General features: G+C 71.6%; 22 protein-coding genes and 1 riboswitch. Of the genes, 12 read left to right on the top strand and 10 right to left on the bottom strand.

Annotated features, from left to right (window positions below; translation table 11 throughout):
• Nucleotides 1-64: 64 nt before the first annotated feature.
• Together mshD and ACFQO7_RS09970 are read right to left on the bottom strand one after the other, a co-directional pair.
• Nucleotides 65-1006 (bottom strand): mycothiol synthase, encoded by a 942-nt coding sequence (gene mshD / locus ACFQO7_RS09965; protein WP_376806085.1) that lies wholly within the window; start codon nt 1004-1006, stop codon nt 65-67.
• A gap of 121 nt (nt 1007-1127) precedes the next feature.
• A complete protein-coding gene (locus ACFQO7_RS09970) occupies nt 1128-1871 on the bottom strand; it encodes a winged helix-turn-helix transcriptional regulator (protein WP_376806086.1) in 744 nt (247 codons plus the stop codon).
• 396 nt (nt 1872-2267) lie between these two features.
• Here ACFQO7_RS09970 and ACFQO7_RS09975 point away from each other — a divergent pair, with 396 nt between their 5' ends.
• From ACFQO7_RS09975 to ACFQO7_RS10000, 6 genes are all read left to right on the top strand, one after another.
• The gene (locus tag ACFQO7_RS09975; RefSeq protein WP_376806087.1) at nt 2268-3251 is read left to right on the top strand and encodes a hypothetical protein; all 984 of its coding nucleotides are present in this window, start codon (nt 2268-2270) and stop codon (nt 3249-3251) included.
• On the top strand, nt 3248-3955 hold the full coding sequence (locus tag ACFQO7_RS09980; protein ID WP_376806088.1) for an LmeA family phospholipid-binding protein: 708 nt from the start codon (nt 3248-3250) through the stop codon (nt 3953-3955). The genes ACFQO7_RS09975 and ACFQO7_RS09980 overlap by 4 nt, the downstream gene beginning before the upstream one ends.
• A gap of 105 nt (nt 3956-4060) precedes the next feature.
• The gene (locus tag ACFQO7_RS09985; RefSeq protein ID WP_330164811.1) at nt 4061-4138 is read left to right on the top strand and encodes an Ms5788A family Cys-rich leader peptide; all 78 of its coding nucleotides are present in this window, start codon (nt 4061-4063) and stop codon (nt 4136-4138) included.
• A gap of 247 nt (nt 4139-4385) precedes the next feature.
• Nucleotides 4386-5234, top strand: a complete 849-nt coding sequence (locus tag ACFQO7_RS09990; protein ID WP_376806089.1) for a sulfurtransferase — start codon at nt 4386-4388, stop codon at nt 5232-5234.
• A gap of 5 nt (nt 5235-5239) precedes the next feature.
• Nucleotides 5240-5572, top strand: a complete 333-nt coding sequence (locus tag ACFQO7_RS09995) for a DUF1416 domain-containing protein (RefSeq protein ID WP_203697347.1) — start codon at nt 5240-5242, stop codon at nt 5570-5572.
• A 263-nt stretch (nt 5573-5835) separates the two neighbouring features.
• Complete coding sequence (locus ACFQO7_RS10000) at nt 5836-6354, top strand: hypothetical protein (RefSeq protein ID WP_360531114.1); 519 nt, start codon at nt 5836-5838, stop codon at nt 6352-6354.
• A 90-nt stretch (nt 6355-6444) separates the two neighbouring features.
• On the opposite strand, the gene ACFQO7_RS10005 is transcribed toward ACFQO7_RS10000, so the two are convergent.
• Nucleotides 6445-6816 (bottom strand): DsrE family protein, encoded by a 372-nt coding sequence (locus ACFQO7_RS10005; RefSeq protein ID WP_239167851.1) that lies wholly within the window; start codon nt 6814-6816, stop codon nt 6445-6447.
• A 40-nt stretch (nt 6817-6856) separates the two neighbouring features.
• Between ACFQO7_RS10005 and mtfM the strand changes: the two genes are divergently transcribed.
• The 3 genes from mtfM to ACFQO7_RS10020 all read left to right on the top strand — a co-directional run bounded on the left by mtfM (nt 6857) and on the right by ACFQO7_RS10020 (nt 8750).
• Nucleotides 6857-6961, top strand: a complete 105-nt coding sequence (gene mtfM / locus ACFQO7_RS10010; protein WP_269059029.1) for a small membrane protein MtfM — start codon at nt 6857-6859, stop codon at nt 6959-6961.
• A gap of 70 nt (nt 6962-7031) precedes the next feature.
• Nucleotides 7032-7625, top strand: coding sequence for a heme-binding beta-barrel domain-containing protein (locus ACFQO7_RS10015; protein WP_360531111.1), 594 nt, complete (start codon nt 7032-7034; stop codon nt 7623-7625).
• 159 nt (nt 7626-7784) lie between these two features.
• The gene (locus ACFQO7_RS10020; RefSeq protein ID WP_376806090.1) at nt 7785-8750 is read left to right on the top strand and encodes a Gfo/Idh/MocA family protein; all 966 of its coding nucleotides are present in this window, start codon (nt 7785-7787) and stop codon (nt 8748-8750) included.
• 101 nt (nt 8751-8851) lie between these two features.
• Here the strand turns inward: ACFQO7_RS10020 and ACFQO7_RS10025 are convergent, their stop codons facing one another.
• From ACFQO7_RS10025 to ACFQO7_RS10040, 4 genes are all read right to left on the bottom strand, one after another.
• A complete protein-coding gene (locus tag ACFQO7_RS10025) occupies nt 8852-9904 on the bottom strand; it encodes an inorganic phosphate transporter (protein ID WP_376806091.1) in 1053 nt (350 codons plus the stop codon).
• Between the two features lie 33 nt (nt 9905-9937).
• The gene (locus ACFQO7_RS10030; protein ID WP_376806092.1) at nt 9938-10564 is read right to left on the bottom strand and encodes a DUF47 domain-containing protein; all 627 of its coding nucleotides are present in this window, start codon (nt 10562-10564) and stop codon (nt 9938-9940) included.
• A 117-nt stretch (nt 10565-10681) separates the two neighbouring features.
• Entirely contained in the window at nt 10682-11650 is a 969-nt protein-coding gene (locus ACFQO7_RS10035; RefSeq protein ID WP_376806093.1) for a PPK2 family polyphosphate kinase, read from the bottom strand.
• 330 nt (nt 11651-11980) lie between these two features.
• Entirely contained in the window at nt 11981-12472 is a 492-nt protein-coding gene (locus tag ACFQO7_RS10040) for a DUF402 domain-containing protein (protein ID WP_361045343.1), read from the bottom strand.
• 253 nt (nt 12473-12725) lie between these two features.
• Between ACFQO7_RS10040 and ACFQO7_RS10045 the strand changes: the two genes are divergently transcribed.
• Nucleotides 12726-14636 (top strand): ATP-dependent DNA helicase, encoded by a 1911-nt coding sequence (locus ACFQO7_RS10045; protein WP_376806108.1) that lies wholly within the window; start codon nt 12726-12728, stop codon nt 14634-14636.
• Nucleotides 14637-14714: 78 nt separating this feature from the next.
• Here ACFQO7_RS10045 and ACFQO7_RS10050 read toward each other — a convergent pair whose 3' ends face one another.
• Entirely contained in the window at nt 14715-15893 is a 1179-nt protein-coding gene (locus ACFQO7_RS10050; protein ID WP_376806094.1) for a DUF5685 family protein, read from the bottom strand.
• 196 nt (nt 15894-16089) lie between these two features.
• Nucleotides 16090-16425 (bottom strand): GroES family chaperonin, encoded by a 336-nt coding sequence (locus ACFQO7_RS10055; RefSeq protein WP_360531399.1) that lies wholly within the window; start codon nt 16423-16425, stop codon nt 16090-16092.
• Between the two features lie 87 nt (nt 16426-16512).
• Here ACFQO7_RS10055 and ACFQO7_RS10060 point away from each other — a divergent pair, with 87 nt between their 5' ends.
• Entirely contained in the window at nt 16513-17772 is a 1260-nt protein-coding gene (locus tag ACFQO7_RS10060; protein ID WP_376806095.1) for an AI-2E family transporter, read from the top strand.
• 62 nt (nt 17773-17834) lie between these two features.
• On the opposite strand, the gene ACFQO7_RS10065 is transcribed toward ACFQO7_RS10060, so the two are convergent.
• Nucleotides 17835-19316 carry a PrsW family intramembrane metalloprotease gene (locus tag ACFQO7_RS10065; protein WP_376806096.1) on the bottom strand — a complete coding sequence of 494 codons (1482 nt, stop codon included), beginning with the start codon at nt 19314-19316 and terminating at the stop codon, nt 17835-17837.
• Nucleotides 19317-19397: 81 nt separating this feature from the next.
• Nucleotides 19398-19516, top strand: a riboswitch (SAM riboswitch).
• A 99-nt stretch (nt 19517-19615) separates the two neighbouring features.
• On the opposite strand from ACFQO7_RS10065, the gene ACFQO7_RS10070 reads away from it, so the two are divergent.
• A complete protein-coding gene (locus ACFQO7_RS10070) occupies nt 19616-20890 on the top strand; it encodes an aminotransferase class V-fold PLP-dependent enzyme (protein ID WP_376806097.1) in 1275 nt (424 codons plus the stop codon).
• Nucleotides 20891-20956: the final 66 nt, after the last annotated feature.

Here is a 20956-nt window from a genome sequence, read left to right on the forward strand (position 1 = left end):
CGCCGCCGGCCGAGGGCGCACCCTTAGATGATGATGGATCTCACAGGATTGCGGAAGGGGGTGTTCAGGCCCGCTGGAACAGCACGTCGGTGGACCAGCGGGCGAAGCCCAGCCGCTGGTAGAGCGCCGTCGCGGCGGTGTTCGACTCGTCGACGTACAGCATGACCTGGTCGAGTCCCTGGGCCCGCAGGTGGCGCAGCCCGGCCGCGGTCAGCGCGCGGCCCAGGCCGGAGCCGTGCGCCGACGGATCGACGCCGAGCACGTACACCTCGCCGATCGGGTCGTGGTGGTGCGCGTCCTCGGCATCGCGGCGCAGCTCGCCGTGCACCTTGGTCCAGTGGAACCCGGCCAGCACGCCGTCGCGCTCGGCGAGCAGGAAGCCCGCCGGGTCGAACCACGGCTCGGCCATCCGCACGTGCAGGTCGCGCAGGGTCCACCGGCCCTGTTCCGGGTGGTCGGCGAAGGCCCGCGCGTTGAGCGCCAGCCAGGCCTCGTCGTCCTCGCCCGGCCGGAACGGGCGCAGCAGCACGCCCGCGGGCAGGTCGGGCTGGGGCACCTCGGCGAACAGCGAGCGCCGCATCTGCCACAGCACCCGGGCCCGGCGGAAGCCCAGCGACAGCGCCAGCGCGCCGGCCGACGGGTGGTCGCCGTGCGCCCACAGCCGCAGCCGGCCCGCGGGGTCGGCCTCGGCCGCCGCCTCGATGGCCGCCTTGACCAGGGCCCGGCCCAGGCCGTGGCGGCGGCGCAGGGGGTGCACGACCAGCTCCGCCGAGGGCCCGTCCACCGCGTCGGTGGTGTCCACGTGGGCGTAGCCGGCGAGTTCGCCGTCGGCGGTGCGGGCTATGAGGTGCACCGCGGGGGCCTCACCGCCGTGCCGCAGGTGCAGCACGGTGTGTTCGGACAGCGGGTATGCGCCGTCGGTGTCCCCCGCCGCGCGTGCCAGCTCGACCACGGCGGCGACCTCGTCCGGCGTGAGCCGGTCGCGCCGCTCGGCATACCCGATCATGGCGTCAGCGTAGCCGGGAGCGGTTAAAACGCTTCATGCCCGCACGGTGAATCGGGTCGCGCCCGCCGGGCAGCAGATCGCGCCCGTGGCCGGAGCCACGGGCGCGACAGGTCCGAGGGGGTCAGATCGTGGGCAGGTCGGCGAGCAGCTGCTCGGCCGCGTCGGTGAGCGGGCGCTCGGCCAGCTGCTGGCGCGAGGACGGCACCACGAACTTGTAGCCGACCTGGCGGACCGTGCCGATCATGGCTTCGTACTCCGAGCCGAGCTTGGCGCGCAGGCGCCGCACGTGCACGTCCACGGTGCGGGTGCCGCCGAAGTAGTCGTAGCCCCACACCTCACGCAGCAGCTGGTCGCGGGTGAAGACCCGGCCCGGGTGCTGCGCCAGGAACTTCAGCAGCTCGAACTCCTTGTACGTGAGGTCCAGCGGGCGTCCCTTGAGCTTGGCCGCGTACGTGTCCGGGTCGATGGTCAGCTCGCCGCCGCGGATGAGGCCGCCGGCGGCGGCGGTCGCGGAGTTGAGCCGGCCGACCGCCACCCGCAGCCGCGCCTCCACCTCAGCGGGACCGGCCGTGGCCAGAATGATGTCGTCCACGCCCCAGTCGGCGTTCATCGCGACCAGGCCGGCCTCGGTGACCACCGCGATCAGCGGCACGCCGAGACCGGTCGCGTGCAGCATGCGGCAGGTGGCCCGCGCCTCGGACAGTTCGGTGCGCGCGTCGACCAGCACCGCGTCAGGGCTGGGGGCCGACACCAAAGTGCGCACGTCGCGGGGCGCGGTGCGCACGGTGTGTGGGAGCAGGTCGAGCGCGGGAAGCACAACGGATGGTTCGCCGGCGCGTGCGGTCACCAGGAGCAGAATTTCCACGGATCGCCTCCGTCCTCGCGGCTAGGGCCGCGCGAGCAGCACATGGGGGGCGTGGCTGGCCTCACGTCGGTCCCGGCGTCGCTGACGGGCGGGTAAAGCATGAGCATAGTCGAGAACAATAGAAATACCAGCACCTCATGGCTTTGTCACTCACCGGGCGTGATCGCGAGGCAATGTTTCGGTCAGTTTTCGCGCGTGTTTCGCGCGCCGCGCCCGAGTCGCGCAGGTTCCCACCCCGGTGAGGTGCGCTCTTGGGGGGTGAGGTGGCACGATCGTTGCGTGCTCGGTTCCCCTCCCGACGACAGCGTCCGTAATCGCAGGTCATCCGGCCCTCAGTTCGACGGGCCGCACCGGCCCGGCCCTGGCCCGGCCGGCCGTGGCCCTGCGCCCGTTCCCGTGCCCGCGAGCCGCGGCGCCGCCGAGCGGGGCGCCGAGCCCGGCGCGCGTTCGCGCCGGGACGAGGCGGTGAAGACGAAGGACCGGCGGCGCGCCCGCGGTGGCGACGCCGAACCCGACGACGGCCAGGACGGCCCCGAGGCCGAGATCGTCCCGGTCCGGCGGCTGCTGTCGGCGGCCGTGGCCGGCTTCGCGCTGCTGCTCGGCGTGGGCCTGGTGATGGGCGCGCAAACCGCGGGTGTGGGCACGGGCCGCATCCCGTACGCCGTCGTGATCTTCGGTGCGCAGCTGCTCTACGTCTTCGCCACCACCATGGCGATCCGCCCGCCCGGGGTGAAGGTGGTCGCCACGGTGGGCGTGCTCGCGGCGCTCGCCGCCGACGTCGCCGCGATCGTGAGCGACGTGGCCTCGGTGGCTCCGCTCGGCCTCATCGCGGCAGGCGGCCTGGTCGCCGGCGTCGTGGGCCAGATGGTGCGGCCCGAGGGGCGGATGCACGTCTCCGAGTCGCTCGGCTCGACGGTGGTCATCGTGCTCGGCGTGGTCTCGTTCGCCACGCTCATTGTTTTGACCCGCCTTCCCGCGGGCACACAGGCCATTGTGGTCTGTCTCATCGCCAGCGGCATCGCGTTGGGCGTCGCCCGCCTGACCGACGTGTTCGCGCCGTACCCGCGCCTGGCCGACCAGGTGCCGCGCGGCTCCGCGGGCATCGTCATCGGCGCGATGCTGGGCACCGGCGTGGCCGCCGTGATCGGCCGCTACCTGGTGCCGTTCACACCCAGCCAGGCCGCGATGATCGGCATGGCCGCCGCCGGGGCCGCCGTGCTGGCCGACCTCACCATCGGCTTCGCCGAGGCGGGGCGGGAGCAGTCCGGCGAGGCGCCGACCATGTGGCTGGCCCGGCACATGCAGGGCCCGCTGGCCGGCTTCGCGCTGGCCGCGCCGGTCGCGTACGTGATCAGCGTGTTCTTCCTGGTGCCCGCATGAAGAAGTTCCTCACGGTCACCGCGGTCCTGCTCGTCGTCGGTGGGGTGCTCGTCGCGATAGCCGACCGGGCCGGCGCGCACTTCGCGGAACGTGAGATCGCCGCGCGGGTGTCCGCGCGGATGCAGGACCAGGGCATCACCTCGACCCCGCCGGAGGTCGAGATCCAGGGCTTCCCGTTCCTGACCCAGGTCGCGGCCGGGCGGTACACCCAGATCGACATCACGATGCGCGACCTCAAGGGCGGCACGCTGCCCCTGCCGCTGCTCAACGTGGCAGCCCACGACGTCGAGGCGGAGCTGTCCCAGCTCATGGACGGCACCGCGCGGCCGGTGGCGGCCCGGGTCGACGGCGACGCGACCGTGTCGTACGCCAGCCTGGTCGAGGCCAGCGGCCTGAGCGGGATCACCCTGACCTCGGCCGGCCCGAACGACGTCCGGGTCAGCGGCAAGGTGCCGCTCATCGGCGAGGTCACCGGCACCGCCGAGGTCACCGTCGTGGACGGCAGCCACGTGCGGCTGCGCGTCACCTCGCTCAAAGGCGCCGCCGGCTCGATCAGCCAGACGATCCTCAACACCTACAAGGACCGGCTCGCGGTGACGCTGACCCTGCCGAAGCTGCCCTTCAACCTGGAACTGACCGACGTGCAGACCGAGTCGACCGGCCTCGTCGTGTCCTTCACCGCCAAGGACGTCGAGCTGGCCTGACGGCCGAGTGGATCACCTTCCGCGATCTCGGAGGGTGATCCACCGGTCCCGGATGGTGGACGACACATTCCCGAAATCACAGCGCTGCTGGTAGGGTCACCAACTATGAGTCCGCTGCTTACCAAGCGGCGCGCGGTCGACCTGTGCCGCGTGGCCACGTGCCTGTGTTGCCCCGTCCTCTGACGGCGGCACAGTTTGCGCACCTCGATCGCGCTTCCGTGATCGTTTAGCAGCTCTGTCAACTGACTCGCATCGCCCGCTCATCGCAGAGCCGGCCGCCCCCGCAAGTCAGCCAGCCGCCGTCGCCCTGTACCCGGTGAACCCCCTGTGGACCCGTACGCGGCGACGTTTTCTTTCTCCCGCTCGCGCTCCCGGTGGCGTCACCCGCACCAGACGTTCATCCACCAGCCACATCTCAAGGGAGAACTCCATGAGTCGCGAATCCGCCCTCGTCTCGGCCGACTGGGCCGAGAAGAACATCGCCGCACCCGGCGTCGTGTTCGTCGAGGTCGACGAGGACACCACCGCCTACGACGGTGGCCACATCGCCGGCGCGATCAAGCTGGACTGGCGCCAGGACCTGCAGGACCCGGTGCGCCGTGACTTCGTCAACAAGGAGCAGTTCGAGGCGCTGCTGTCCTCGCGCGGCATCGCCAACGACGACACCGTCGTGCTGTACGGCGGCAACAACAACTGGTTCGCGGCGTACGCGTACTGGTACTTCAAGCTCTACGGCCACGGCGACGTGAAGCTGCTCGACGGCGGCCGCAAGAAGTGGGAGCTGGACGCCCGCCCGCTGTCCAAGGACGAGGTAACGCGCCCCGCCACCCAGTACGTCGCCCAGGACCAGGACCTGAGCATCCGCGCCTTCCGCGACGACGTCGTCAAGGCGATCGGCGTGCAGAACCTCATCGACGTGCGCTCGCCCGACGAGTACGCGGGCCGCCTGCTCGCCCCCGCCCACCTGCCGCAGGAGCAGGCGCAGCGGGCCGGCCACATCCCCACGGCGCTCAGCGTGCCGTGGTCCAAGGCCGCGAACGAGGACGGCACCTTCAAGTCCGACGCCGAGCTGACCGAGCTGTACGCGGCCGCCGGCATCGACGACAGCTTGGACACCATCGCGTACTGCCGCATCGGCGAGCGCTCCTCGCACACCTGGTTCGTGCTGCAGGAGATCCTCGGCAAGGCGAACGTGAAGAACTACGACGGATCCTGGACCGAGTACGGCTCGCTGGTCGGCGTGCCGGTGGCACTGGGCGACGAGCCCGGGAAGGCGTGATCACCATGACCGCACAGACTGCTGCTTCCACTGTCGCGGCCGGTTGCGCCGCCCCCGACCAGGCCGCCCCGCTGCCGCTCAGCGTCGACCTGGAGAAGGAGACCGTCATCACCGGCGTCGTGCAGGCGTCCGGTGACCCGGTCGCCGGGGCGTACGTGCGCCTGCTCGACCGCAGCGGCGAGTTCACCGCCGAGGTCGTGACCTCGCCGGCGGGCCAGTTCCGCTTCTTCGCCGCGCCGGGCACCTGGCAGCTGCGGGCCCTGTCCCGCTTCGGCAACGGCGACGCCACCGTCGACGCCGCCCGCGGCGTCAACGAGGTCTCCCTCGCCGTCGCCTAGTTTTCGAAGGAAGGGCACCTTCTTAACGCTCCGCGTTATGGAAGGTGCCCTTCCGAACGCCTGCCGCCTGTCGGCGCAGGCGGAGGCGGGGGCGGGGGCGGAGGCGCGATGGGAGGGGTGTTGCGGGTGATGATCGCTGTTTCAGGACGTGAAGTGAGGCCTGGCCCGACATTCTGTCCGCAAACGCCGATCTCTGTCCGCGGGCGGTGCTCGGGCGGCCACCGCGACACGCCCACGGGCACACACGTGGCAGCATGAACGGCGTGACCATCGACGCGCCAGCACCCGAGGCCGCCCCGCCGCCCCAGCCGAAGCCGGCCGCCCGCCGCTACCTGTGGCCGACCCTCGTCATCGGCTGGGCGCTGCTGCTGCTGGGTCTCGCCGTCTGGTCCGCCCGCAACGACCCGCCGTCGCTGCGCGACCAGACCACCGCCGCCTCGGCAAAGGCCACCATCGACGAGGTCGTCGGCCAGGTCACCGCACGCGTCCCGGCCGGGGCGACGATCCAGGACAAGGGGTACGCCGAGAAGGCCTGCAGCCTGTCCGCCGCCCGCGACGGCGTCTCGGTGGTCCGCACACTGATCGTCTCCGGCCCGACCGGCGGCGAGTCCGCCATGATCGAGGCGCTGGCGTCCGCGCTGCCCGACGCCGTCACCCGGCCCGCGGACGGCCCCAAGGAGGGCTTCTTCTACGACGCGGGCAACTACGTGGCGGTCCGCGGCAAGGTGTCCGGCGAGGGCATCGTGACCGTCGACCTCAACTCCGGCTGCCGCGTCCCCTGACCGGCCCCCGCCCAGCCCGCCGGCACCGCAGGGTTTGGAAGGGCACCTTCTACAACGCGGAGCGTTGTGAAGGTGCCCTTCCTTCGTCCGCTAGTAGACGAGGGCTTGGGTGTCTTCGGAGAGGGCTTCTTCGACGAAGACGGCGGCGCCGGCTATGCGGATGCCCGGGAGGACGTCGGCAGGGGTGATCTCGCGGCGGGCGGCGCACTGGGTGCACAGGGTGACGGTGCCGGCGGCCAGGATCGCGTCGAGCAGATCGGGCAGCGGCGCGGAGTGCGGCAGGTCGAACTCGGCGGCGCGGCCGGGCAGCGCGAACCAGCTCGCCTCTCCGGTCAGCCACAACGACACCTGCGCACCGGCCGCCACAGCGGTCGCGGCCACGGTGAACGCCTGCGCGCACCGCTCCGGCGCGTCGGCTCCGGCGGTCGTCTTCACGATGAGTTTGCGTGCCACGTCCGACAGCTTATGCACGGCCGCCGGGCGCGCCTCATAGGATCTACCCGTGGTCACCGAGATCGGGTTCGTCAGCCTGCTGGTCGCCGGATTCGGCGCGCTCGCCGGCGGCCTGGCCTATGTGGCCGTCAAAATCTCGCGCGGCCGCTGGTGAGAGTGCCTGCCCGCACCAGGGCCGGGGTCGGCGAGTTCCGCAGTCGTGAACGACGAAGAGGGTTGAAACGGTGAGTACTGAAGAGAATCCGCTGCAGCCGCCGCCGTGGCTGAACGCGCCGCCGGTCGACCCGTACCCCTACGAGGAGACCCACGACCTGCGCACCGGGCCGGACCTGCACCCGGACCTGCTGGACCTGCTGCCCTTCGTCGGAGTGTGGCGGGGCCGCGGCCGGGGCGGCTACCCGTCGATCGAGGACTTCGACTACGCGCAGGAGATCCGGATCAGCCACGACGGCCGGCCGTTCCTGTTCTACGAGTCGAAGGCGTGGATCCTCGACGCGGAGTCCAAGCCGGTGCGGCCGGGCGGGCGCGAGGTCGGCTGGTGGCGTCCGGCGGGCAAGGACGGCGACGAGCTCGAAGCGATCATGACCAACCCAACCGGGATCATGGAGCTGTACCTCGGCAAGGTCGAGGCGAACCCGCCCCGGATCGAGATGGTGACCGACTTCGTGGCGCGTACGTCCACCGCCAAGGAGGTCACCGCCGGGCACCGGCTCTACGGCATCGTCGAAGGCGCGCTGCTGTACGCCCAGGACATGGCCGCGGTCGGTGAGGGCCTGACGCCGCACCTCAGCGCCCGCCTGATCCGCGTCGGCGGCTGAACTGCAACACGCGGAGCCCGCAACACAACACGCGGAGCCCGCACTACAACACGCGGAGCCCGCTCCGCGGCCTTGACCGGTCGTCCATCCTGCGCTGCGCTCCGGATGGACACCGGGCGGCCGCTCCGACGGGCTCCTTAACCGGTGTAGCTTCGGGTCGTGACTGATCAGATTCGTTGGGGCGTTCTCGCCACGGGCGGGATCGCCGCACGCTTCGCACGCGAGCTGGGCCAGGTGCCGGGCACGGAACTGGCGGCGGTGGGCTCGCGGACGGCGTCGTCCGCGCAGGCCTTCGCCGCCGAGCACGGCGCGGCGCGGTCCCACGGCTCGTGGGAGGCGCTGGCCGCCGACCCGGACGTGGACATCATCTACATCGCGACCCCGCACTCCCACCACCACGCGGCGGCCTCGCTGTGCCTGCGGGCCGGCAAGCCGCTGCTGGTGGAGAAGGCCTTCACCCTCGACCTGGCGTCGGCCCAGGACCTCGTCACCATCGCCCGGGAACGCGAGCTGTTCCTGATGGAGGCGTTCTGGACGCGTACCCTGCCGTCCACGCTGAAGATCCAGGAGCTGATCGCCGACGGCGCGATCGGTGAGCTGGTCGCGGTCCAGGCCGCGTTCGGCATCGGCCTGGACCCGGACCCTTCGCACCGCCTGCGCAACCCCGAACTGGGCGGCGGCGCACTGCTGGACCTGGGCGTGTACCCGATCGGCTTCGCGCAGCTCCTGCTCGGCGAGCCGAACCAGGTCCGCGCCTGGGCGCACCTGTTCCCGGAGGGCACCGACGAGCGCACCACCATCTCGCTGGGCTTCCCGTCGGGCGCGGTGGCGTCGTTGTACTGCGGCGTCAACGGCGACGTACGCAATGCCACGATCGTCGGCACCCAGGGCCGCATCGAACTCCCCTGGGGCTTCCACGCCGCCGAGCGCTTCGTCCTGCACCGCCACGGCGCCGACCCGCAGGAGTTCGAGACCGCCCCGTCGGGCCTGCACTTCGAGGCCGCCGAGGCGACCCGCTGCCTCCGCGAGGGCAAGCTGGAATCCGACCTGATCCCGCTGTCCTCGACCCTGTCCGTCATGAGCACCCTGGACGCCGTCCGCGCCCAGATCGGCGTCACCTACTGACACCAAAAGCGACGATCTTGCGCGTACCGCGGGTACGACACGCCTTTTCGGGCGTATCACCACCAGTTCGCGCAAGATCGTCGCGATCTTGGCTGGGGAACTCAGAAGATGGGGCGGACCAGGACGTAGGCGATGATGGCGGCCAGGGCCGCGCCGGGAAAGGTGAGGACCCAGGCCATCACGATGTTGCCGGCGACGCCCCAGCGGACGGCCGAGAACTTCTTGGTGGCGCCGACGCCCATGATCGCCGAGGTGATCGTGTGGGTGGTCGAGATGGGCAGGCCGTAGGCCGCGGCGGTGAAGAGCACGCCGCTGGCGACGCTCTCGGCCGCGAAACCGGCCATCGGGTCCAGGTGGATGACCCGGCGGCCCAGGGTGCGGATGATGCGCCAGCCGCCCGCGTACGTGCCGAGCGCCAGCACGGTGGCCGAGGTCCAGAACACCCACTCCGGGATGTGCTCGTTGGAGCTCTGGAAGCCGCCCGTGTAGAGCGCCAGCACGATGATGCCCATGGTCTTCGCGGCGTCCTGCATGCCGTGGCCGACGGACATGGCGACCGCCGACAGCGACTGCATGATGCGGAAGAACCGGTTGAGCGGGGTGGGGTGGAAGAACCGCCCCGCCTTCTTCTTCGCGGTCGCCTTGGCCAGCAGGTACACCGCCCAGAGCAGGGCCAGCATCAGGAGCGCGCCGAGGATGAAGCCGGTGGCCGGCGACGCGATCATCGGGATGACGACCTTCTCCACGATGCCGCCCCAGAGCACCTCGCCCTGCACGCCGAACGCGATCGCGCCCAGCATCGCACCGACCAGGCCGCCGATCAGGGCGTGCGAGGACGACGAGGGGATGCCGAAATACCAGGTCAGCAGGTTCCAGGCGATGGCCCCGACGACGCCGGCGAACACGATGCCCAGACCGGCCTCACCCTCGGGCGGGGTGATGATGCCGCTGCCGACGGTCTTGGCCACCTGGGCGCCGAAGTGCGCGCCGACGAAGTTGCCCAGCGCGGCGATGCCCAGCGCGATCCGCGGGGTCAGCGCCCGGGTGGAGACGCTGGTGGCGATGGCGTTCGCGGCATCGTGGAAGCCGTTGGTGTAGTCGAACACCATGGCCGCGATGATGACCGCGAGCACCGGGATGAGGAGTTCGTTCACGTCAGGCTCCCCAGCCGGCGATGAGGCCGCGCATCAGGACTCCTTGACGGCGATGGTCTCGACGGTGTTCGCCACGTGCTCGAAGGCGTCGCAGGCGGCCTCCAGCTCGTCGGCGACCTCCTTCATCTTCAGGACGGTCAGCGCGTCGTACTCACCGCTGAACAGCCGGACCAGCAGCATGCGGTAGGTGCGGTCGCCGTCGTTCTCCAGGCGGTTGCACTCGACCCAGTAGTCCTTGAGGCCCTTCATCTGCTTGAGCCGCGGCATGGCCAGCGCGGTGACCTTGGCCTGCTGGTCCAGGATGTCGATCAGCTCGATCATCTCGCGGGGCAGCGCCGGGAGCTTGGTCAGGCCGTACAGGTAGACCAGGTTGCCCACGGCCTCCAGGTGGTCCATGACGTCGTCGAGCCCGGAGCCGAGGCGGTAGATGTCCTCGCGGTCGAACGGCGTGATGAAGGTTGAGTTGATCTTGTTGTACAGCTCGTGCGTGATCTTGTCGCTGTCGTGCTCGACCTCGGCCAGCCGCTCGCTGACCGACTGCACGTCGGCGCCGGGCAGCGCCAGCTCGGAGAGCAGCTCCGTGCCGCGCACCAGGTTCTGGGCGGCACGGGAGAACATCTCGTAGAAGGCGCCCTCTTGGGGGCGGAGTGAAAACTTCACCGCAAGCACCTTTGGTTTGGTGGTGTCATCCGGACGGTCTGGTCGGGGGAATGCTAAGCACTGTTACCCGGCGTTCGTGACCCGGTCACCCAGCGCCTTCTTCCCTTCATGGCCCGTTCACCTGCCGTTCACCTTCGCCGTGCTGCCCGTTTCCTCACGTTCCAGCCGCTTCGTCTCGACTCGCGGGTCGAAGTCGGCCGGCGGATAGCTCAGATCCAGGCGTTTCAGGGCATCGAGGATGAGGTGCGCCACCGCCCAGTCGCGGTACCACTTCCGGTCCGCCGGGACCACATGCCAGGGGGCGTGATCAGTCCCACACCGCTGGATCACGTCCTGATAAGCCTGCTGGTACGCGGGCCAGTAGGCGCGGTTGTCGACGTCGTCCGGGTTGTACTTCCAGTACTTCGTGGGGTCCCGCAGGCGTTCCAGCAACCGGCGGCGCTGCTCCTCGTACGAGATGTGCAGCATCATTTTGACCAGGGAGAACCCGCTGTCGACAAGCTCACGTTCAAAGCTGTTGATCTTCTCGTACCGGGGTTTCCACACCCGGGGCGGCGCCAGCCGGCGTACCCGCACGACCAGCACGTCCTCGTAGTGCGACCGGTTGAAGATGCCGAGGTATCCCGGCAGCGGCAGCGCCCGGCGGATCCGCCACAGGAAGTCGTGCTGCCGCTCCTCCGCCGTCGGCGGCCCGAAGGCGGTGATCCGCAGACCCTCGGGGTTCATCGTGCCGGCCACCTTCTTCACGGTGCCGTCCTTGCCCCCGCAGTCCATCGCCTGCAGCACCAGCAGTACCCGCCGCTGATCAGCCGGATTGACCTTGGCGTTCGCGAACAGCATCTCCTGCTGCCGCGCCAACTCCTGCCCGAGCGTCACCAACTCGGCCCGCGCCCACCCCTTCGGATCCCGCCGCACACCCTTGCGATCCGGCAACCCCGGCGTCCCCGCCGGATCGATCGCCCCAAGGTCCACCCCCGACCCGACCCGCAGCAATCCGGACACATCCGCCACATCCCGATCATCGCCCAAAACCCACCCCCACACCGCCCATCCCCAACTTCCGCCCACCCCTACCCCGTTGATCATGAACTTATGGCACGGCTCGGCGGCGTGTCGTGTCCACAACTTCATGATCACCTGAGGGGGTGTGGTCGCGTGGCCCGGCGTTCGACAGCACATTCGGTGCCACCCTGCCGCCCTCGCGACCCTGCCGCCCTGTGGCCCGCCACCCCTGCGGCCCCGCAGGTCGGCTACCCGGCGACACCCGGCCGCCCAGCGGCACTCGGCGGCCCAGCGACACCCGGCGGCCCGGCGGCACCGTTGGCACGTGGCGTCACGGGTCAATTGATCATGAGGTTAGGCGTGGGACACGCCGTCGAGCCGTGCCATAAGTTCATGATCGACCCGGGAGAGGGGTCAGGGGGAGACGTGGGCTAGCCAGCGGTGGAAGTGGGTGGTGAAGGGTTCCTGGTTGGTGCGGACGGCGTCGAGGAGCCATTGGGCGGCGGCGCGGGCCTGCTGGACAACCTCTTCGGGGTAGCCGAACTTCGTCTGGTGGGCGGCGAACTCGTCCTCGTCGACCAGCTGAACCTCACCGGTCAGGCGGATCTTGCGTACGTCGAGGTCGAGGTCGGTGACGGTGACGGTGTCGTCGTTCCAGGTGGCGGGGGTGGTGATGTCGCAGTAGACCGAGGTGTTGCGGGGGGCGGCGTTGAACATGGCCGTCCACCAGCCGGTGTGCGGGACGAGCACGACGCCGGGGATCTCGTACACCTTGCCGGTGTCGCTGACCGTGCCGCTCGGGATGCCCAGCCAGGTGCCGTGCTCGTCGCGGCCGAGCAGGGTCGCCGGGAAGGCCCGGTGCGCGCTGCCGTCGAACTTGCGGATCTCGACCCGTACGACGCCCATCGACTACCTCGTTTCACGGCGGTGGCGTACACCCTCGCACCACCGCGCAACGATGCGGGGGTGACGCGGGTCGCGCCCACAATGCGCCATAGTCCCAAATCCGGCGGCGCGGTGGAAGACCGTCGGTGCCAGCCGGTACGGTCAACCGGTGCCGCCGAAGAAGAAGCGAACACGTGACCACAGCGCCCTCGACCTGCTAGAGGCCGCTGTAGGCGCGGTGCCCGGCGGCTCGGCACGGCCCGGCCAGCAGGCCATGACCGCAGCCATCAGCACAGCCATCGAGTCCGGTGACCACCTGCTGGTGCAGGCCGGCACCGGCACCGGAAAGTCGCTGGCCTACCTCGCCCCGGCGCTGACGGTGGACGGACCTGTCGTCATCTCGACGGCCACGCTCGCGCTCCAGTCGCAGCTGGTGGAGAAGGACCTGCCCCGCATCGGCAAGGCGATCTCCCCGCTGCTCGGCCGTGAGCCGACGTTCGCCCTGCTCAAGGGCCGTCACCACTACGTGTGCCTGGCGAAGCTGGAGCACTCCGACGAGCAGGACCCGCAGGACTCGCTGTTCGACGCGGGCAGCAGCGGCAGCGGGGTGAAGTGGCTCGGCGAGTCCGGCCGGCTGGGCAAGCAGATCGAGCGCATCCGCGACTGGGCGATGGAGAGCGACACCGGCGACCGCGACGAGCTCGACCCGGGCGTCGACGACACCGCGTGGCGTTTGGTGTCGACCCCGGCGCGCGAGTGCGTCGGCGCGGCCCGCTGCCCGTACGGGCCGGACTGCTTCGCGGAGCTGTCGCGCGCCCGCGCCCGCGAGGCCGACGTGGTGGTCACCAACCACTCGCTGCTCTCGGTCGACATGATGGCCGGGCGGCACATCGTGCCCGAGCACAAGCTGCTGATCATCGACGAGGCGCACGAGCTCGCCGACCGGGTCTCCAGCGCGGCCCAGGCCGAGCTGACCCCGGACGCGGTGGACCGCACCGCCCGCGCCGCCCGCCCGTTCGTGGAGGGCGAGGAGTACCAGTCCCTCGTCGAGGCGGCCGACGCGCTGACCGTCGGGCTGGCCGAGACCCAGGCCGGGCGCATCACCGGCAAGCTGCCGGCGGGCATCGTCGAGGCGTGCACGCTGCTCGACGGCGCGACCCGCCGCGGCCTGAGCCGGATCGGCGAGATCAAGGCCGAGGACCCCGATCCGGTGCGCAAACAGCAGGCCAAGGCGCTGCTCGACGAGGTGTCCAAGACCGCGCAGCGGCTGCTGGAGGACAACGAGCACGACGTCGTCTGGGTGGAGCACGAGCCGCGCCGGGCCCTGGTGGTCGCGCCGCTGTCGGTCGCCGGGCTGCTCGGCGAGAAGCTCTACGAGGACCGCACCGTCGTCGCCACCTCGGCCACACTGACCCTCGGCGGCAACTTCGACACCCTCGCCCGCTCGCTGGGCCTGCCCGTGGGCACGAAAGCTCCCGCCAAGCCGGGCGCGCAGCCCGAGCCCGCGTCCGGGCCCGGCTGGAAGTCTCTCGACGTCGGCTCCCCGTTCGACTACCCGAAGCAGGGCATCCTCTACGTCGCGGCGCACCTGCCCCGGCCTGCCGCGTCGGGCCTGCCGGACGCCGCCGGGGCGGAGCTGCTGGCGCTGGTCGAGGCGCTCGGCGGGCGTACCCTCGGGCTCTTCTCCTCCCGCAAGGCCGCGCAGCAGGCCGCGGAGCTGCTGCGCGCGAAGACGAACCTGACCGTGCTGCTGCAGGGCGACGAGGCGCTGCCGCTGCTGGTCCGCAAGTTCCGGGAGGACCGCAACAGCTGCCTGCTCGGTGTCATGTCGCTGTGGCAGGGCGTGGACGTGCCCGGGGACGCGTGCCAGCTGGTCGTCATCGACCGGCTGCCGTTCCCCCGCCCGGACGAGCCGTTGGCCTCGGCCCGCTCGGCGGCGGTCGACGCGGGCGGCGGCTCGGGCTTCGCCGCGGTGAGCGTGCCGATCGCGGCCATCCGGCTGGCCCAGGGCGTGGGTCGGCTGATCCGGTCCACCTCGGACAAGGGCGTGGTCGCCGTGCTCGACTCCCGCCTGGAGACCGCCCGCGGCTACGGCTCGTTCCTGCGCGCCAGCCTCCCGCCCTTCTGGTACACCACCAAGCAGGAGGTCGTCCTCAAGTCCCTGAAACGCCTCAGCGAGAGCTGACCCTGCGGCAGGGCGGCGGCGCGTCGCGACGGCTCCCGTGGGCAGGGCGGTGCGCCGGGCTCGGGCGGGCAGGGTGGATCAGCAGTCGCAGGAGCAGTCGCAGCAGTCGCAGTGTTTGCAGATCTTGCAGACGTCGCAGCAGCTGCCGCAGTCGCTGCCGCAGTCGCAGTTGGTGCACCAGCCGTCGCGGGGCAATCCGCTCCACGGACCCGGATAGGGGTCGCGGCAGCAGACCTGGCAGGTGCAGCACATCCAGCTCGCCACCGCGCAGCCGAAGATCGGCCCGCGGGTGACCGGCGGCAGCTCCACCTGCGGCCACCAGCACGAGCCGCTGCCCGAGGGCTTGGGCGCCTTCGGCCGGCGGCCCTTCTTGCCCGGCTGGACGACCGGCGGGTAGTAGTCCGGGTCGGAGCCGGCGAAGGTGCGCTCGATGGCGTGCTCGACCTCGTGCACCAGCAGCCGGTGCACCAGCTTGCGGTCGTCGAAGGCCACCTCGTCCAGGGCCAGCCGGATGCCCGCCGCGGCGTCCCGGGCCAGGACCCCGGCCTGCGCGAACGACGACCCGGTGGCGAGCAGCGGGTTCCACGCCCCGGTGGCCTGGTCGGCGGCGCGGTCCTCGACCGCGTCGAGCAGGTGCGCGATCCGGCCGAAGAAGCGGCCCGCCTCGGCCAGCGGCTCGGCGTTGCCGGGTCGGCCCGCCAGCACCGCCGTGTGCGCGAACGCGGCGGCGGTGGCGAGTTCGGTCGGCTCGGTGACGGCGAGCAGCGATCCGCCGAGGGTGATCGCCCGTTCCACCTCCCGCTGGCCGTGCACGGCGGTCAGCAGCACGCCGGTGTCCAGGCCCAGGTCCAGCCCGGACCGGTGGGCCCGGGTGGCCCAGCGCCGCGCGAGCAGGCGGGCTCCGGCGGCGACCGGGCGGCGGGCGTACGCGCCGTCGCCGTCGGTGGCGTGGTCGGACAGCTTGGCCGACGCCAGCACCAGGGAGACCGTCGCGGCCAGCCGCGCCCCCGCGCCTTGCGCCACCGGTGCGGTCCGCATGCCGCGCAGCGGGCACGGCCCGGCGGTACGCCGGTGCACGGTCGCCTGCTGCGCCTGGGTCAGCACGGAGATGATCAGGCCGTCGTAGTTGGTGACGATGCGGGCCGCCTGGCCGTGCTCGTCCCGCAGGGCCAGGCACAGCCCGCACAGGTGGCCGAGCCACTCGCTGTGCAGCCGCTCGGACAGGCTGTGCGCGCAGGGTCTGATGATGCCGAACACGCGCGGCAGCCTAGATCACGCTGTCATCCCGTGCCCGGGTCGTGTCGCCGAGCCGACCGATCCCGGCCGAGCCGTCACCGGCGGCCGCTCGCCGGCACGCCCGGTGCTTCAGCGGGACGCGGGCCGGGTTCACCGGGCGGGCGGTCACCACCGCGTGCCGAGACGGTGGTGCGGCCGGGTCAGCCGCGCGCAATGATCACAGGTAGAGGCCCGTGGCGTCCGGCTCGACGCGGGACGCGGCGACCGCGTGCACGTCGCGCTCGCGCAGCAGCACGTACGCCTCGCCGTGCAGCTCCACCTCGGAGCGCTCGTCCGGGTCGAACAGCACCCGGTCGCCGACCTGGATCGCGCGCACGTGCGGGCCGACGCCGACGGCGGTGGCCCAGGACAGCCGCGTCCCGACCGAGGCGGTCGCCGGGATCACCAGGCCCGCGGACGAGCGCCGCTCCCCCTCGGACGCCTCCTGCTTGACCAGCACCCGGTCGTGCAGCAGACGGATGGGCAGGCCGGTCTCGGCGGTGTCTGCGTTCAGTGTCACGCCGGTCAGGGTACTTCCCCGATGGTGCGGTGGCCGCAGGCGACTAACGTGGTGGCGTTGCCTGTCCACGGGAGGACACCAGTGGGTCGTTTGGACAACTTCAAGGCGAACGTGCGGCGGGCCTACGAGGCCAGCCGCGCCAGCGCCCGCGCCAAGCGTGAGCAGGAGGATCGCGAGCGCCGGGAGGCCGAGCAGCCGCTGCCCGAGGTGGCCGAGCCGGAGCTGGCCCACCACTCGACAAGCAGCCGCGACGACATGGACGTGCCGTACGCGCTGCGCATCGGCGGGGCCTGGGCCTGGCGCATCATCGTGCTCGGCTTCGTGCTCGTCTACCTGCTGCAGTTCCTCGGGAAGATCAGCATCGTCATCGTGCCGGTGCTGATCGCGATGCTGCTCGCCGCACTGCTGGCGCCCGCGGTGCGCTGGCTGAACCGGATCCACGTGCACCGCTCGCTGGCGACCGCGATCGTCGTGGTGACGGGTCTGGCCGGGGTCGCCGGCACGCTGACCTTGGTGATCAACCAGTTCGTCAACGGGCTGCCCGACCTGACCAAGAACGCCGCCGAGGGCGTGCAGCAGATTCAGGCCTGGCTCAAGAACGGCCCGCTGCATCTGACCGACGCGCAGATGGGCAGCGCGATCGACTCGGTCACCAAGACCATCACCACCAACAAGGAAGCGCTCACGACCGGCGCGATCACCACCGCGACGACCGTGTTCGAGGTGCTCAGCGGCCTGTTCCTGGTGATCTTCACGCTGTTCTTCTTCCTGCGTGACGGCCGCGTCATCTGGCGCTTCCTGCTCCGCCTGGTGCCGAACCAGGCCCGCGAGCCGCTCGACCGGGCCGGTCTGGCCGCCTGGGCCTCGCTGGGGGCGTACGTGCGGGCCACCGTGCTGGTCGCGTTCATCGACGCGGTCGGCATCGGTATCGCGCTGGCCGCCCTCCGGGTGCCGTTCGCGCTGCCGCTGGCCGCGCTGGTGTTCCTCGGCGCGTTCATCCCGATCGTCGGCGCGACCCTGTCCGGCGCGGTCGCGGTGCTGGTCGCCCTGGTCACCAACGGCCCACTGACGGCGCTGCTGGTGCTGGCCGCGGTCATCGCCATCCAGCAGATCGAGGGCCACCTGCTCCAGCCGCTGATCATGGGGCGGGCGGTGGCCATCCACCCGCTCGCCGTGATCCTCGGCATCGCCGCCGGCGTGGTGCTGGCCGGGATCGTGGGCGCACTGATCGCCGTACCGCTGATCGCGGTGCTCAACACGGCGATCAGGCAGCTGGCCGGACGCCCGCAACCGGAACCGGACTCGGTGATCGTCAAAGCGCCGCCGGCCCCCGCGGCCTGACTTACCCAACGGAAAAAGGGCTCCGCCGGTCGCACCGGCGGAGCCCTTTTGCGGCAACGGCGTCAGGACGCCTGCGGCGGGTACGGGTACCCCGGCTGCGCGGGATATGCCGGGTACGCGGGTGCGGGCGGGGGCAGCAGCACCGGCACCGGCACCACCGGCTCGGCAGGCATGGGCACCGTGCGGGTCACCCCGTCCGGGAACGCCATCCGGTACGCGGTCCCGTCGAAGAAGGACGGCGGCACCTGCGGATCGCGGCCCACGAACACCGCCCGCGTGGTGCTGAGCACCTGCAGCAGGTCACGCTCCTCGGTCGCGCTGCGCGCCCGGTCGGCGTCGTACTCGTCGAGGCCGCGGTTCATGCCGTCGCGCACCAGCGCCAGCCGGGTGGCGGCGAACTGGAACTCCTTCATCGCCCGGCGGCCCGGCTCCCCGGCGACCCGTTTCGCCCAGACCCGGGCGGCGTGCCGGCGGGCGAGCGTGCCCATCGCCGCCACCTCGGGCGGGGTGAGCCAGCCGGCCGTGGCGTACGCGGGCAGCACCTGCAACGCCAGCCGGCCCTCGCGGGCGCGCACCCACAGCGCGACGCCGATCATGGACAGGAACACCGGCACCATGACGGCGATGTAGCCGTACAGGAAGAAGTAGGGGCTGATCGAGGCGGACAGCGTGGCCATCAGGTTCCACGAGCCGTGCAGGATCATCGCCAGCAGCAGCCCGCCCACCGGGGCGCACCAGCGCACCCAGCTGCTGGCCGAGCGCGCGGCGATGCCGATGCCGATGCCGGTCATCGAGGTGAACAGCGGGTGGGCGAACCCGGAGATCAGGATGCGGCCCAGGAACATGCCGAAGACCAGCTGCGCCCCGGAGTACGGCCCCCACTGCTCGTTGCCCGCGTAGAAGCCGTGCCCGCCCAGGTAGAGGATGTTCTCCACCATCGCGAAGCCGACCCCGGACAGGCCGCAGTAGACGATGCCGTCGGTGATGCCGGACAGCTCGCGGCGGCGTCGCCACAGGATCCACAGCGGGAACGCCGCCTTGCCCAGCTCCTCGATGAACGGCGCGACGACCGTGGCGACCACCGCGTCGGGCAGCGTGACCACGTTCAGCCAGCCGGTGAAGAACGAGTTGACGCCCAGCGCCAGCAGCGTCGCCGGGAACGCGCCCCACAGGAAGCTGATCACCAGCAGGCGCGGCGGCTCCGGCTCGTACCGATCGAGCCAGAGGAACGCGGCGACGAGCACCGGCACCGGCAGCAGCGCCGCGGACAGGCCGACCGCGAACGCCAGTGGCCCGATCCGCCAGCCCAGGTAACCGAGCATGGCCAGGGCCGATCCGCCGACGACGACGATCGCGAGCAGCAGCGGCAGCCAGCGCCGGGGGCGCTTGAGCGGCAGCGACGGCTCCGGCAGCACGGGCGGCAGGCCGAGCCGGGCCGTGCCGACCGGCAAGGGCTGGGCCGGCGCGGGCGGCGGCGACGGCGCGCTGTAGGGGCCGGCGTCGGCCCTGCCGGGTTCGGTCCCAGGAGTCGGGAGGTCGGACATGGGCGCAGCCTACCTCCGCTATGCTCTGCGAAAGGTCACGAGTGTCAGCCGCTCTCACATTCACCTGCGCAAGCGGGCGAAGGTGTCGAAAGATAGAGCAAAGCCCCGGCTTGCTGACCGGCAACCCTCTGTAGTTCGCGGTGGGGTGCCCCGGGTGATGACCGGGCCCAGCCCGTTGTCGTGCTGGGCAAGCGCGGACCTTTGCCTCCGCTTGTGGCTCGTCCCGACGACCCGCCTGAACGGCGGCTCCGAGGACTCCCACCAGCGGTCCAGGGGTCCCCTGACCCCGGAGGTGCCCCATGACCGCAATCGCCCAACGCCCCTGTAGTGCCGTCGAGACCGCGGACGTCACACCCGTCCGCGTGGCCGAGGCCGAGCTGTCCGTGCTCGGCGTGCCCGGCCAGATCAATCTGGACTACGCGGCGACCGCGCCCTGCCTGAAGGCCGCCGCCGACGCGGTCACCGCACTGCTGCCCTGGTACGGCTCGGTGCACCGGGGCGCGGGCGCGCTGTCGCAGCGCTGCACGCTGGAGTACGAGCGCGCTCGGCAGACGGTCGGCGACTTCGTCGGCGCACGCGAGAGCGATCACGTGGTGTTCACCCGCAACACCACCGACGCGCTGAACCTGCTGGCACACGCGCTGCCCGCGGGCACCACGGTGATCACGTACGCCGGGGAGCACCACGCCAACCTGCTGCCCTGGCCCAACGCGGTGCGCCTGCCGGTGCCGGGTTCGCCTGACGCCGCGGTGCGCTACCTGGCCGCCGCGCTGGCCGAGGTGCGCCGGGGCAACGCCGACGGCGAGGTCCTGGTCGCCGTCACCGGCGCGAGCAACGTCACCGGCGAGTTGTGGCCGGTCGCGCAGCTCGCGCTGATCGCGCACCGGTTCAACGCGCGGGTCGTGCTCGACGCGGCGCAGCTCGCCCCGCACGTGCCGGTCGACGTGTCCACCCTCGACGTCGACTACGTGGCGCTGTCCGGGCACAAGCTCTACGCCCCGTTCGGTGCGGGCGTGCTCGTCGGCCGGGGCGACTGGCTCGACACCGCACGGCCGTACCTGGCCGGTGGCGGGGCGACCAGCGGGGTCGGCGACGCCACCCACGACGTGCGGTGGACCACCGGCCCGGCCCGGCACGAGGCGGGCACTCCCAACCTGCTCGGCGCGGTGGCGCTGGCGGCGGTGTGCGCCACCCTGGAGGCCGCCGACCGGTACGCGCTGCACGCCGAGGAGCAGCGCCTGCTGGCGAAGCTGCGGGCGGGGCTGGCGGAGCTGCCCGACGTCGCCGAGCTGCGCACCTTCGACGCCGACGCGGCCCGCATCGGCGTGGTGTCCTTCGCCGTACGCGGCCGCGACTCCGCCGAGATCGCCCAGCGGCTGGCCCGGGAGCACCACATCGGCGTACGCGACGGCCTGTTCTGCGCCCACCCGCTGGCCCGCCGCCTGCTCGGCGAGGCCTCGGTGCGGGCTGGCTGGGACGGCGTGCCGGCCACCGCGCTGCGCGCCAGCATCGGCATCGGCACCACGGACAGCGACGTGGACACGTTCCTCGGCGCGCTGCGCGCCGTCGTCTGAGCCGGCCGCCCGGCGGCGCCTCCGGGCTGGGCAGCGGCCCACCAACGGCGGCGGCCGGTGACCCCT

The organism is Catellatospora aurea (genome assembly GCF_042663325.1).
Taxonomy (GTDB): Bacteria; Actinomycetota; Actinomycetes; order Mycobacteriales; family Micromonosporaceae; genus Catellatospora; species Catellatospora aurea.

What these genes read in the sequence shown, in the direction of transcription:
- ACFQO7_RS09985 (WP_330164811.1), top strand. Translation starts at nt 4,061, where the DNA reads ATGAGTCCGCTGCTTACCAAGCGGCGCGCGGTCGACCTGTGCCGCGTG.
- ACFQO7_RS10035 (WP_376806093.1), bottom strand. Translation starts at nt 11,650, where the DNA reads ATGATCAACGGGGTAGGGGTGGGCGGAAGTTGGGGATGGGCGGTGTGG.
- ACFQO7_RS10070 (WP_376806097.1), top strand. Translation starts at nt 19,616, where the DNA reads ATGACCGCAATCGCCCAACGCCCCTGTAGTGCCGTCGAGACCGCGGAC.
- ACFQO7_RS10040 (WP_361045343.1), bottom strand. Translation starts at nt 12,472, where the DNA reads ATGGGCGTCGTACGGGTCGAGATCCGCAAGTTCGACGGCAGCGCGCAC.
- ACFQO7_RS10045 (WP_376806108.1), top strand. Translation starts at nt 12,726, where the DNA reads ATGACCGCAGCCATCAGCACAGCCATCGAGTCCGGTGACCACCTGCTG.
- ACFQO7_RS10065 (WP_376806096.1), bottom strand. Translation starts at nt 19,316, where the DNA reads ATGTCCGACCTCCCGACTCCTGGGACCGAACCCGGCAGGGCCGACGCC.
- mshD (WP_376806085.1), bottom strand. Translation starts at nt 1,006, where the DNA reads ATGATCGGGTATGCCGAGCGGCGCGACCGGCTCACGCCGGACGAGGTC.
- ACFQO7_RS09995 (WP_203697347.1), top strand. Translation starts at nt 5,240, where the DNA reads ATGACCGCACAGACTGCTGCTTCCACTGTCGCGGCCGGTTGCGCCGCC.
- ACFQO7_RS09980 (WP_376806088.1), top strand. Translation starts at nt 3,248, where the DNA reads ATGAAGAAGTTCCTCACGGTCACCGCGGTCCTGCTCGTCGTCGGTGGG.
- ACFQO7_RS09990 (WP_376806089.1), top strand. Translation starts at nt 4,386, where the DNA reads ATGAGTCGCGAATCCGCCCTCGTCTCGGCCGACTGGGCCGAGAAGAAC.